The 12,185-nt window shown below is 68.0% G+C and carries 12 protein-coding genes and 1 riboswitch; of the genes, 9 read left to right on the forward strand and 3 right to left on the reverse strand.

Going from position 1 to position 12,185, the window contains the following annotated elements:
* Window positions 1–5: 5 nt before the first annotated feature.
* Both QRM96_RS15975 and QRM96_RS15980 read right to left on the reverse strand, forming a co-directional pair.
* Window positions 6–488 carry a cation:proton antiporter regulatory subunit gene (locus QRM96_RS15975; protein WP_018760719.1) on the reverse strand — a complete coding sequence of 161 codons (483 nt, stop codon included), beginning with the start codon at window positions 486–488 and terminating at the stop codon, window positions 6–8.
* A 63-nt stretch (window positions 489–551) separates the two neighbouring features.
* Entirely contained in the window at window positions 552–1,955 is a 1,404-nt protein-coding gene (locus tag QRM96_RS15980) for an MFS transporter (RefSeq protein ID WP_285320237.1), read from the reverse strand.
* Window positions 1,956–2,151: 196 nt separating this feature from the next.
* On the opposite strand from QRM96_RS15980, the gene QRM96_RS15985 reads away from it, so the two are divergent.
* Genes QRM96_RS15985 through mnhG form a run of 6 tightly spaced genes read left to right on the forward strand, consistent with a single transcriptional unit; the run spans window position 2,152 to window position 8,517 of the window.
* Window positions 2,152–5,181 carry a Na+/H+ antiporter subunit A gene (locus tag QRM96_RS15985; RefSeq protein ID WP_285320238.1) on the forward strand — a complete coding sequence of 1,010 codons (3,030 nt, stop codon included), beginning with the start codon at window positions 2,152–2,154 and terminating at the stop codon, window positions 5,179–5,181.
* Window positions 5,178–5,699: a Na(+)/H(+) antiporter subunit C gene (locus QRM96_RS15990; protein ID WP_133831922.1), complete on the forward strand. Its 522-nt coding sequence runs from the start codon at window positions 5,178–5,180 to the stop codon at window positions 5,697–5,699. Before QRM96_RS15985 ends, QRM96_RS15990 begins: the two co-directional genes overlap by 4 nt.
* Window positions 5,696–7,297 (forward strand): Na+/H+ antiporter subunit D, encoded by a 1,602-nt coding sequence (locus QRM96_RS15995; RefSeq protein WP_285320239.1) that lies wholly within the window; start codon window positions 5,696–5,698, stop codon window positions 7,295–7,297. The genes QRM96_RS15990 and QRM96_RS15995 overlap by 4 nt, the downstream gene beginning before the upstream one ends.
* Window positions 7,294–7,839, forward strand: a complete 546-nt coding sequence (locus QRM96_RS16000; RefSeq protein WP_018760724.1) for a Na+/H+ antiporter subunit E — start codon at window positions 7,294–7,296, stop codon at window positions 7,837–7,839. The genes QRM96_RS15995 and QRM96_RS16000 overlap by 4 nt, the downstream gene beginning before the upstream one ends.
* Window positions 7,836–8,114, forward strand: coding sequence for an MrpF/PhaF family protein (locus tag QRM96_RS16005; RefSeq protein ID WP_018760725.1), 279 nt, complete (start codon window positions 7,836–7,838; stop codon window positions 8,112–8,114). The genes QRM96_RS16000 and QRM96_RS16005 overlap by 4 nt, the downstream gene beginning before the upstream one ends.
* Window positions 8,104–8,517, forward strand: a complete 414-nt coding sequence (gene mnhG / locus QRM96_RS16010; protein ID WP_018760726.1) for a monovalent cation/H(+) antiporter subunit G — start codon at window positions 8,104–8,106, stop codon at window positions 8,515–8,517. The genes QRM96_RS16005 and mnhG overlap by 11 nt, the downstream gene beginning before the upstream one ends.
* Here the strand turns inward: mnhG and QRM96_RS16015 are convergent, their stop codons facing one another.
* The gene (locus tag QRM96_RS16015) at window positions 8,518–8,781 is read right to left on the reverse strand and encodes a DUF4235 domain-containing protein (protein ID WP_018760727.1); all 264 of its coding nucleotides are present in this window, start codon (window positions 8,779–8,781) and stop codon (window positions 8,518–8,520) included.
* 218 nt (window positions 8,782–8,999) lie between these two features.
* Window positions 9,000–9,140, forward strand: a riboswitch (TPP riboswitch).
* Between the two features lie 67 nt (window positions 9,141–9,207).
* Here QRM96_RS16015 and QRM96_RS16020 point away from each other — a divergent pair.
* Genes QRM96_RS16020 through QRM96_RS16030 form a run of 3 tightly spaced genes read left to right on the forward strand, consistent with a single transcriptional unit; the run spans window position 9,208 to window position 12,175 of the window.
* Entirely contained in the window at window positions 9,208–9,831 is a 624-nt protein-coding gene (locus tag QRM96_RS16020) for an ECF transporter S component (protein WP_018760728.1), read from the forward strand.
* Window positions 9,831–11,378 carry an ABC transporter ATP-binding protein gene (locus tag QRM96_RS16025; protein ID WP_285320240.1) on the forward strand — a complete coding sequence of 516 codons (1,548 nt, stop codon included), beginning with the start codon at window positions 9,831–9,833 and terminating at the stop codon, window positions 11,376–11,378. The genes QRM96_RS16020 and QRM96_RS16025 overlap by 1 nt, the downstream gene beginning before the upstream one ends.
* Window positions 11,375–12,175 (forward strand): energy-coupling factor transporter transmembrane component T family protein, encoded by an 801-nt coding sequence (locus QRM96_RS16030; RefSeq protein ID WP_018760730.1) that lies wholly within the window; start codon window positions 11,375–11,377, stop codon window positions 12,173–12,175. Before QRM96_RS16025 ends, QRM96_RS16030 begins: the two co-directional genes overlap by 4 nt.
* Window positions 12,176–12,185 lie beyond the last annotated feature (10 nt).

Here is a 12,185-nt window from a genome sequence, read left to right on the forward strand (position 1 = left end):
TCGGCTTAGCCGTGGCGCAGGATATTGGCCGCCGAGTCCAGGCCTTCCTGGGTGCCCACCGCCACCAGCAGGTCGCCAGGGTGGAGGACGACGTCGGGCCCGGGCGAGGGCAGCACCTCTCCTTCGCGCATGATGGCCACAATGGAGACGCCGCACCTGGTACGGATGCAGGCCTTGCCCATCGGCTGGTTCTGGAACGGGGAGTCAGCGGCGATGGAGAACTGGCGGGTAACGATGCCCGGGACGTCCTTGTGTTCCTCGGCGAGCTTCATGGCCAGGTGGGTGCCGCCCAGGAGGTTGCCCAACGTGGCGGCTTCGTCGCTGGTGAGCGGAATCGACGCCTGGCAGGTATCAGGATCGTCCCAGGTGGAGACGATGAGTTCGGTCTGGCCTTCCCGCAGCTCCACGACGCCAATGCGGCGCCCCGAGGCGGTCATGAAATCCCTCCGGCGGCCCAGGCCGGGCAGGTTGGTCTCGTCCACGTTCATGGTTCCAGCCTAGTCTGCCTGGCAACACCGGGCCCGGGCCCTGGCCGGGTGCCTGAGGCAGGCTCAGGCAGTGGGGACCACGGCGATGGGGGCCTTGTCCGGTGACTTCACCGGCAGCAGGACCAGAAGCCCGGCCAGGAGCACCACCATGATGCCCAGGATGCCCCAGCGCTGGGCCTGCCCGGCTGGCACCAGCGGGGTGGCCACGGTGATGCACAGGGTGAAGAGTGCGGGGGCCAGGAAGCTGACGGCGCGTCCGGTGGTGGCGTACAGCCCGAAGAGCTCTCCCGATTCCCCGTGTGGCGCCAGGCGGGCCAGGTAGGCGCGGGATGAGGACTGGGCCGGGCCGACGAACAGGCAGAGGAACAGTCCGAACACCCAGAACGTGGTGCTCCCCGCCCAATCCATGCCGAAGAAGGAATAGTTTCCGTTGCCCAGCACCAGGATGGCGGTCCCGGCGGCCAGGAGCCCCACCAAGGAACCCGTAATGACGGCCTTGGGGCCCACTTTGTCATCCAGGAAGCCGCCGATCACGGCACCGATGGCCGCCACCACGTTCCCGAAGATGGCGAAGAAGATGACCTGCGACAGAGCGAAGCCGAAGGTCCCGGCCGCGATGATGCCGCCAAAGGTAAAGACGGCGGCCAGCCCATCCCGGAAGACGGCACTGGCCAGCAGGAAGTAGATGGTGTGCGGACTGGTGGCGTAGATGGCCTTGATGCGCCGGAACAGCAGCCCGTAGCTGGCCAGGAAGCCCAGGCGGGCGGTATTGGTGCCGCGGGGCAGTTCGGGAACGGCGAACAACACCGGAAGGGCGAAGACGAAAAACCAGAGCGCGGAGAAGACAGCTACCAACCGGATGTTCAGGCTGTCCGTGGTGGACGCCCCGACCCAGTCGAAAGCCGGTTGGACGAACAGTTGCAGGACGATCAGGAGGGCCACGATTCCGCCGACGTAGCCCGCGCCCCAGCCGAACCCGCTGACCCTCCCGATGTTCTGCGGCGTGGAAACCTGGGCCAGCATGGCGTTGTAGTTCACGCCGGCAAACTCGAAGAACACATTGCCCAGGGCAATCAGGCAGGCGCCGGGAAGCAGGAATTCCGGGTGCGGAAACACGAAGAAGCACAGGGCGGTAAGGATGGCGACGGCGGCCGAGTTCACTCCCAGCCACAGCTTGCGGCGGCCGCCCGCGTCCGAGCGCTGGCCGGTGACCGGAGCCAGGAGCGCGATGGCCAGTCCGGCAACAGCCAGGGCGGAGCCCAGGACCGCGGAAGCACTGTCCTCCCCGCCGAAGGCGTTGGACGTCAGGTAGACGGTGAACACGAACGTGGTCATGACCGCGTTGAAGGCCGCCGAACCCCAGTCCCAGGAGGCCCACGCCAGGATGCGGCGCTTGGTGGAAGTCCGGGTTCCGGACTCAAGTTCCGAGGCAGGCCGCATTGCCCCCTGAGCGCTGGCGCTGTTCATACGTTGAATCGTATCCGCCCGTGGCGAACACCCGGCGGAGCACAGCCCTGTGACGTGGGGGAATTCGCCGCCCGGCCCACCCCGCACAAGAAAAGGTGGTGCCGGGGCCTTGGTAAACTGGAGCCTCCCGGATCTAACTTTCTTGCCGCCTGCTCCAACTTTTGACAATCGAATCCCTGACGTTGCGGAGATACCAGTGATAACAGTCCTTGCCGTGCACTTTTCGGTGGCTGTCCTGGCGCCTTTCCTCTTCAGGGCCTGGGGCCGGAATGCGTTCTACGCGCTGGCGGCCGTCCCGGCTGTTTCCTTCGCCTGGTTGGCCTTCCAGCACGACGCCGTCTATTCCGGGTCCGGCGCAGTATCCGAAGTCTTTGAATGGATTCCCGGCCTCCACCTTGAGTTTGCGTTCCGGATGGACGCGCTGGCCTGGGTGATGTCACTGCTGGTGCTGGGTGTCGGTGCGCTGGTGCTGCTTTATTGCGCCCGGTATTTCAAACGGAAAGACCAGGACCTCGGTGCGTTCGGCGCGCAGTTGCTTGCCTTCGCCGGCGCCATGTTCGGCCTGGTGCTGGCCGATGACCTGCTGTTGTTGTTCATCTTCTGGGAACTCACCACCATCCTGTCCTACCTCCTGATCGGGTTCGCCAGGACCCGGCTCGCGGCCCGCCGGTCCGCCCTGCAGGCGCTCATGGTCACCACGGCCGGTGGCCTGGCCATGCTGGTGGGCCTGATCATGCTGGGCTACACCGCAGGGACCTACCGCATCTCCAGCATCCTGGAGCAAGCGGCCGCGCTGGTCTCCGGACCGTCAGGCGTCACGGTGGGCGCCGCCGTCGTGCTCATCCTGGTGGGTGCCATCACCAAGTCCGCGCTGGTCCCGTTCCATTTCTGGCTCCCGGGTGCCATGGCTGCGCCGACCCCCGTCAGTGCCTACCTGCACGCGGCGGCGATGGTCAAGGCGGGAATCTACTTGGTGGCCCGCCTTGCCCCGGGCTTTGCGGAGACGGTGTACTGGCAGCCTGTGGTCCTGGGCCTGGGCCTGGCCACGATGCTGGTGGGAGGCTACCGGGCGCTCCGGCAGACCGACATCAAGCTGATCCTTGCCTACGGCACCGTCAGCCAGCTGGGCTTCCTCACCATGGTGGTGGGCCTGGGGACACCGGACGCCGCCCTGGCCGGGCTTGCAATGCTGCTGGCCCACGGCCTGTTCAAGGCCACGCTGTTCCTGGTGGTGGGCATCATCGACCACCAGTCCGGGACCCGTGATGTGCGGAAACTCTCCGGCGTCTTCCGGTCCTCGCGGGCCCTGGGCATCGTGGCGGGCATCGGTGCGGCCTCCATGGCCGGGGTGCCGCTGCTGGCCGGGTTTGTGGCCAAGGAATCGGTACTCGAAGCGTTCGTGCACCACGCCACCGGCCCGCATGCCGGTCCGTGGGGCATGGTGGTGCTGGCCGGCCTGGTGGTGGGATCCATCCTGACCTTCGCCTACAGCGCCAGGTTTATGTGGGGTGCCTTCGCGGCGAAGCCCGGCGTGGAGCCCACCCCGTTCAAAGCCATCCGGCCCTCCTTCCTTGCCGCGCCCGCGGTCCTGAGCCTCCTGACCATCGCCTACGGGCTCTGGCCGGTACCGGTTGACGCCTGGATCCAGCCTTACGCGGCGCTGTTCGCCTCCACGGCGCCCGACGCCGGAACGCCGGCTGAGCAGGCCGGCCACCTGGCGCTGTGGCACGGTTTCACCCCGGCACTGGGGCTGACGGCCGTCACGTTCGTGCTGGGCCTGGCGATGTACGTCGGCCGCAACGCCGTGGCCAGGGTGCAGGCACGGGTTCCGGGCTGGGTGGACGGCGACCGGGGCTACCAGCTCACCATCGGCGCCCTGGACGACGCCGCCGTCTGGATCACGGGCCGGACCCAGCGCGGTTCCCTCTACTTCTACCTCGCCGTAATCCTCAGCGTGGCGTTCGTCCTGCCGCTCACCGCCATCCTGCTCAGCGGCAATGCCCTGCCGCAGGACATCTACCTCGTGGACCCGCACTCGCCGCTGCAGCTCGTGGCCGGCGCGGGCATCGTGATTGGCGCCCTTGCCGCCGTCAAGGCCAACAAGCGCTTCCTGGCGGTGCTGATGGTCTCCGTCACCGGGTACGGCATCGCCCTCATGTTCGCCCTGCAGGGCGCCCCCGACCTTGCCCTGACCCAGATGCTGGTGGAAACCATCATCCTGGTGGCGTTCGTCCTGGCCATGCGCAGCCTTCCTCCTGAGCTTCGTGACCGCACCGGCGGAAAGTACCGGGTGCTGCGCGTCATCATCGGGTTGGGCTTCGGCGTGACCATGGTGTTCGCCGCGATCTTCGCCATGGGAGCCAGGACCGCCATCCCGGTGTCCCTGCAGTTCCCGCAGCTCGCCTACGAGGGCGGCGGCGGCCTGAACGTGGTGAACGTGACGCTCGTGGACATCCGGGCGTGGGACACATTCGGTGAGATCAGCGTCCTGGCCCTGGCCGCCACCGGCGTGGCCAGCCTGATTTTCGTCCGCGGCCGCGGCGACCGCCTGCAACGGTCCGCCTCCGTTGCCGAGGGCACCGTGGGGCGGTACCACGGCGTGGACCCCGGGTCCCGCGACGGTGCGGCGCTGGCCATCAGCCGGAAGTTCGCCGCCTCGGCACGGGACGCCTGGATCGTGGCGGGCAGGACCCTCGCCCCGGAACGCCGCTCCATCATCTTCGAGGTGGTCACCCGCCTGATGTTCCACTCGATGATCATCTTCTCGCTCTACCTGCTGCTGGCCGGCCACAACCTGCCCGGCGGCGGTTTCGCCGGCGGCCTGACCGCCGGCCTGGCCCTGACCATCCGCTACCTGGCCGGCGGGCGGTTCGAACTGCGGGAAGCCGCACCGCTGAGCGCCGGTGCGTTGCTGGGCACCGGCCTGGCCCTGGCCGCTGCCTCCGGCGTGACGCCCCTGCTGTTGGGCGGCCAGGTGTTCCAGTCCGCCATCATCGAGGTGTGGCTGCCCGTCTTCGGCGACATCAAGTTCGTCACCTCCACCATCTTCGATATCGGCGTGTACGTGGTGGTGGTGGGCCTGGTGCTCGACGTGCTGCGCAGCCTGGGTGCCGAGATCGATGAACACATGGAAGAACGGTCCGCTGCGGCCGGGCCTGAACCGGCACAGCAGGACCAGGAACCGGACCGTATTCCTGCCGAGACCACCGCAAAGGGCAACGCATGAGCGTCAACCTGACCCTGCTGATCGTCATGGGCGCCCTCTATGCCTGCGGCATCTACCTGATCCTCGAACGCAGCCTCACCCGCGTCCTGCTGGGGCTGATGCTGCTGGCCAACGCCACCAACCTGCTGATCCTCTCCACCGGGGGATACGCCGGCCTGGCTCCGTTCTTCACCAAGGACACCCCCGCCGGTGACTACAACGACCCCCTGCCGCAAGCCTTGATCCTGACCTCGATCGTGATCTCCTTCGCCGTCACGGCGTTCATGCTGGGCATCATCTACCGCACGTGGGTCCTGGCCCGCCAGGACGATATCCAGGACGACGTGGAGGACCTCCGGGTGGCGGAAACACCGAGCTTCGACGCGGAGGACGACGCCGAAATCCCGGCCGAAACATCCGAGTTTCCGCTCGCCACCGTCACGGCGGGAGGCCGGGAAATGCCGGCCGAACAGGCAGCCGCGGAAGAACAGCCCGGCTCGCTCACCATCGAATCCGGCCCGGAAGGCGGCAAAAAGTGAACATCGCCAGCCTGGCCCCGCTCGCCGTCGTCCTTCCCATCCTGGGCGCCGCACTGACCTTCCTCCTGATCCGGCACTCCCGGGCCCAGCGGGCGGTCAGCATCGGACTGTTGTCACTCACCCTGGCCCTCGAATGCCTCCTGTTGGCGTCCGCGTGGAACAGCGGGACCGCCGCGGTGACCATCGGCGGCTGGCTGCCGCCCTGGGGCATCGTGATGGTGGTGGACCAGTTCTCCTCGCTGATGCTGGTGGTCTCCTCGGCAGTGAGCCTCGCCGTGCTGGTGTACGCCACCGGGCAAGGCATGGCCGACGGCGACGAAGACGCACCGGTCTCGATCTTCCACCCCACCTACCTGATCCTGGTAGCGGGGGTGTCCAACGCGTTCCTCTCCGGCGACCTCTTCAACCTCTACGTCGGCTTCGAGATCCTGCTGACCGCAAGCTACGTGCTGATGACCCTGGGCGGCACCGGGCCCCGGATCCGCGCCGGGGTCACCTACGTGGTGGTGTCGGTGGTGTCCTCCGTCCTGTTCCTGATCGCCATCGCCATGGTGTACGGCGCAACCGGCACCGTCAACATGGCTGACCTCGCCCTCAAACTGGGCGACCTGGACCAAGGCACCAGGACCCTGCTGCACGTCATGCTGCTGGTGGCGTTCGGCATCAAGGCCGCCGTCTTCCCGCTGTCCTTCTGGCTCCCCGACTCCTACCCCACGGCGCCGGCACCCGTCACCGCCGTGTTCGCCGGCCTGTTGACCAAGGTGGGCGTGTACGCCATGGTCAGGACCGAGACGCTGTTGTTCCCCGGCGACACCCTGAACACGCCACTGATGGTAGTGGCGCTGCTGACCATGGTGGTGGGCATCCTTGGTGCGCTGGCGCAAAGCGACATCAAACGTCTGCTCTCGTTCACCCTGGTCAGCCACATCGGGTACATGGTGTTCGGGCTGGCCATGTCCTCCGTGGCCGGGCTGGCGGCTGCGGTCTTCTACGTGGCCCACCACATCACCATCCAGACCAGCCTGTTCCTGGTGACCGGCCTGATCGAACGCCGCGGCGGCAGCTCCTCCGTTGACCGGCTGGGCGGCCTGGCCAAGCTCTCGCCCCTGCTGGCAATGCTGTTCTTCATCCCCGGCATGAACCTGGCCGGCATCCCCCCGTTCTCAGGGTTTCTCGGCAAGGTGGGGCTGCTGCAGGCCGGCATTGAGCTGGGGACCCCGCTGGCCTACGCACTGGTGATCGGCGGGGTGCTGACCAGCCTGCTGACGCTGCTGGCCATTGCCCGCGTATGGAACCGGGCGTTCTGGCGGAAGCCGGAGGACGCCGAACATCCGGACCCCGTGCTGCTGGCCGGCCCCTCGGGGCGCGCCGCCGGTCCGGGCGCCAAACTCAACACGGTCACGCTCCTGCCGCGCACCATGGTGGGATCAACCCTTGGCCTGGTGGTGCTCGGCGTCGCGCTCACCGTGTTCGCCGGGCCGCTGTTCGGGCTCTCCGACCATGCTGCGCGGGACATGCTGGACCGGGCCCCCTACATCCAGTCGGTCCTCGGCAGCAATACCGCCGTTCCGGCCACCGTGACGGGAGGAGGACGATGAGCCGCAAACGGATTTCGCTGCGGCAGGAGCTTCCCCTCCTGGTGTGGCTGGTGATCGTGTGGGGTGCCCTGTGGCAGGACTTCAGCCCCGGGAACCTGCTCTTCGGTGCCCTGCTGGCGGTAGGCGTTGCCAGGCTGTTCTACCTTCCGCCGGTGGAACTCAGCGGCCGGTTCAACATCCTGTACGCCGTGCCCTTCGCCTTTGCCTTCCTGGCGAAAGTGGTGGTTGCCAGCGGCCAGGTCCTGTACCTGGCCACCGTCCGCGGACCCAAGGTGACCAACGCCGTCGTCGCGGTGAAGCTCCGGAGCCACCAGGACCTGATCGTCACCGCCACCGGGCACGTGATCTCCCTGATTCCCGGCTCCCTGGTGGTGGAGGTGGACCGCCCGGCCTCCACCCTGTACCTGCACGCACTCAACATCACCTCCAAGCAGGACATCGAGGGCCTGCGGAACGAGGTCCGGTCCATCGAAGCGGGCCTGATCCGCATCATGGGGTCCGCCGAAGAACTCGAAGCCGTCCGAATGGAGGCGTCCGCATGATGCCTGTTGTCCTGGCGGTCACGGCCGTCATCTTCTCCCTCGCCGCGGGCGGGGCCATCATCAGGATTGCCCGCGGCCCTTCGCTGCTGGACCGGGTGCTTGCGGCCGATGTCCTGCTCGCCATCCTGGGCGGGGCCCTGTGCGTGGACATGGCCGTGAACCGGCACCTGAACAACCTGATGCTGGTGGTGGCCATCTCCATCATTGGGTTCATCGGGTCGGTCACGGTGGCCCGGTTCGTCGCCGACCGGAGGGTGAACCCCCATGAATCCTGACTTTTCCGGCGCGGACGCGTGGATCGACCTTGCCTCCGCGGTGTTCATGGTGGCGGGTGCGCTCCTGTCCCTGGGCGCCGCCATCGGGCTGCTCCGCTTCCCGGACCTGATGAGCCGCATGCACGCCGCCACCAAGCCGCAGGTCCTGGGCCTGTTCCTGCTGCTGGCAGCCATAGGGCTGCAGATGCGCAGCTGGTGGGTTTGGCCGGTCCTGGTGGTGGCCTGGATCTTCCAGCTGCTCACGGTGCCGGTGTCCGCGCACATGGTGGGCCGGGCCGGCTACCGCACCAAGCACCTGCACCGGGAGCTGCTCGCCGCCGATGAGCTCGAGGCCGTAGTGCAAAAAGCCGCCGCCGAGGCTGCCCTGACGGACAACCGCGACGACGGCGAAAACCGCCAGTAGCTAGACGATGTCCTGCGTCTTGGCGAAGCGGGTGATGGCGCGCTGGGTGCCCCGGTTGGCCAGGACCTGGATGATGGCGCTGACGGACGCGGAGATCAGTGCGAAAGTCAAGGCCGACCGCAGGCTGGTGGGCACGTCCTCGCCCTTGCCGCTGGGCGGCTTCTGCCCGGTGGTCTTTTCCCAGATGGTGTTGACGAGCTTGGTGCCGACCAGGCCTGCGCCCAGGCTCACCGCGGTACCGAGCAGCTTGATGAAAAGGTTCATTCCTAGTACTCCTTGCGGGCGGAAAACGGACTGCCTACAGCCTAGCCGTACACCCGGACCGGTCCGGGCAAGGGCATGGCCGGCATCCTCTCGGGCCCGCTGACGGCGGTCCGCGGTCACATCCGGCTCAACAGCCGGCATGGCCGCCGCCCGCCCCCGCCAGGTGTAAACTTGACCACGCCCAAACCGGGCAGTATTTACACGCGAACATCAACATTCAAAAACGACAGGGGAGCGCCGCCGTCGGACAACCTGGCCATGCCGGGAACCGCAGGTGGGCGCTGAGAGTGCGGGACAGCCGCAGACCCTCGAACCTGATCCGGTTAGTACCGGCGCAAGGGAGTCGAGTTCTCAAAGTGTCCGGCCGGACCGGCAACGGTCCGCCAGCCGGAGCCACTTTCCCCTCCTGTTACCCAGGAGGATCACATGAGTACTGCTGCAATCAAGAAGACCACCAGTAAGTCCTGGCGCGTCGTCGACATCGTGGTGGCGGCCTTGGTGGCCATCGCCGGCGGGGTCATTTTCTGGGCCTGGGACCAGGGCGCCGCCGCCCTGTCGGCCCCCATGAACGCCGCCTACCCGCCCTTGACCGGGATCCTGGCCGGCGGCTGGATGATTCCCGGCGTGCTGGGAATGCTCATCATCCGCAAACCCGGAGCCGCCCTGTTCTGCGAAACTGTGGCCGCAACGGGCGAGCTCCTGATGGGTTCCCAATACGGCGCCTCCGTCCTTTTCTCCGGTTTCATCCAGGGGTTGGGCGCGGAAATCATCTTCGCGGTCTTCGTCTACCGCAAGTTCAACCTGCCCGTCTCCCTCGTGGCGGGGGCGGCCGCGGGCTTCTTCTGCGGCCTGAATGACTCATTCGCACCGTGGGGCTGGAACATTGCCTACTCCGGGGCGGACAAGCTCGCCTACATCGTCCTGACCACGGTGTCCGGCGCCGTGCTGGCGGGCGCGTTGTCCTGGCTCGCCACCCGCGGCCTGGCCCGCACCGGGGTGCTGAGTTCCTTCGCGTCCCGCAAGGCTGCAACGGAGCCAGTTTTCTCCTGATGGCACCTTCCCAGGACGCCGCAGGAGGCGTGCGCCCTGCCGCCGTCACGGCCCGCGGCTGGGGCTGGCGGCATGCCGGTAGGGCCAAACCTGCCGTCCACGCCCTCGACCTGGATATCCGCCCCGGCGAGCGGGTACTCCTGCTCGGTCCCTCGGGTGCCGGGAAGTCGACGCTCCTGCATGCCCTCGCCGGGGTCCTGGGCGACATCAACGACGACGGCGAGGCCGGCGATGCGGACGAGTCCGGTTCGTTGCTGGTTGACGGCGCCCCTCCCCGCGAGCGTCGCGGCCGCTCCGGCCTGATGCAGCAGGACCCGGAGACGCAGGTGGTCCTCTCCCGGGTGGGGGACGACGTCGCCTTCGGCGCCGAGAACCTTGCCGTGCCCCGCGACGCCATCTGGGCGCGCGTGCACGAGGCGCTTGCCGACGTCGGACTGTCCCACCTCCCGCTGGACCACCCGACGTCGGCCCTCTCCGGCGGTCAGAAACAGCGCCTGGCGCTGGCGGGCATCCTTGCGATGCGTCCCGGGCTGATCCTGCTGGACGAGCCCACCGCCAACCTCGACCCGGACGGCGTCCTGGAGGTCCGGGACGCCGTGGCACGCTGCCTCGACAAGACCGGGGCCACTTTGGTGGTGGTGGAGCACCGGGTTTCCGTCTGGAAGGACCTGGTGGACCGGATCGTGGTCCTGCAGCCGGGCTCCGCCTCGGATCCCGCCGTGCTCCTGGACGGACCTCCGGACCGGGTGCTCGGCGAGGCCCGGGCCATGCTGACGGCGGCCGGAGTCTGGGTGCCGGGGTATGTGCCGGCCACCCGCCGCCAGTCCGGCATCCCCGCCGCCGTAACCGGCAACCTCCTGCTTGCAGCCGAAGACCTGGCGGTCTCCCGCGAGCGTCCCCGCCGCAAAGGCTTCCGCAAGATTCCGCCGGTTCCTGTCCAGGAGGGTGTTGCCGCGCAGGTCCGGGCCGGCCAGGCGCTGGCCGTCACCGGCCCGAACGGCGCCGGAAAATCAACGTTCGCACTGACCCTTGCCGGGCTCCTTGAACCGGTGTCCGGAAAGGTGTCGGCCGCCGTGGACCTTAGCCGCGGTGCCGGGATCGACCCCTACGCGTGGAAGGCAGAGCAGTTGATCTCACGGGTGGGCACCGTGTTCCAGGAACCGGAGCACCAGTTCGTGACGGGCAAGGTGTTGGACGAGCTGCTGTTCGGGCCGCGGCACCTGGGCCACGGCGAGGACCGGGTGGAGGAGCTGCTGGAGCGGCTGCGGCTCACCCAGCTGGTGGACGCCAATCCCTACACATTGTCCGGCGGTGAGAAGCGTCGGCTGTCCGTGGCCACGGTCCTGGCCGCCAGCCCGCAGGTGCTGGTCCTGGACGAGCCGACGTTCGGGCAGGACGCCAACACCTGGGCGGAGCTGGCCTCGTTCCTCTCCGAACTCCTGGACGCCGGCACGGCCGTGGTGTCCGTGACCCACGACGCCGAATTCACCCGAGCTTTGGGCGGGGCCGAGCTGCGGATGGCCGCCACGGAACCGGTGGCGCCATGAGGCAGCAGCTGACCCTGGACGGCAACCGCGCCCTCCTTGCCCGGGCCAACCCGCTGAGCAAATTTGCCGCCGTCGTGCTGATCACCGCGGTCCTGGCGCTGTCCATCGACTGGGTTTCCGCGTCCGTGGCGCTGGTCTTCGAACTGATCCTGTTTCCCCTGGCCGGCCTCACCGTGTCCCTGCTCTGGCAGCGGGGCTGGCCGCTGATCCTCGCCGCCGCCATCGGCGGCTGGAGCACTTCCATCCTGGCGCCGGACAGCGGGAGGATCCTGCTCGACGCCGGCATCTGGACCATGAGCGAAGGCTCCCTCCAGCTGGGCATCGGCTTCCTGCTGCGGGGCTTCGCGATCGCCCTTCCGGCGGTGCTCCTGATGAGCTGCACCGATCCGACGGACCTTGCCGATGCGCTGGCACAGAAGGCGCGCCTGCCGCACCGGTTCGTCCTGGGAACCCTGGCGGCGATGCGCCTGGTGGGGCTCATGGCCGAGGAATGGCAGACCATCGGGATGGCCCGGCGTGCCCGCGGCGTGGGGTCGCGCGGCAACGTGGTCCAGCGGGTTAAGGCGACCCTGGGCCAAAGTTTCGGGCTCCTGGTGCAGGCGATCCGCCGCGCGTCGAGGCTTGCCGTGACCATGGAAGCGCGGGGTTTCGGCGGCGGGCAGCGAACCTGGGCCCGCGAATCGACGTTCAGTGTGCTGGACCTGTGGGTGGTAGGCGGCGGCGTCCTGATCGCCGGGTGCGCCCTCGGTGCGGCGCTTGCCGCGGGCCGTTGGAACATGGTGTGGCTGGGCAGCTAGCAGGGTTACC

This window comes from Pseudarthrobacter sp. lyk4-40-TYG-27 (assembly GCF_030209295.1).
GTDB lineage: Bacteria > Actinomycetota > Actinomycetes > Actinomycetales > Micrococcaceae > Arthrobacter.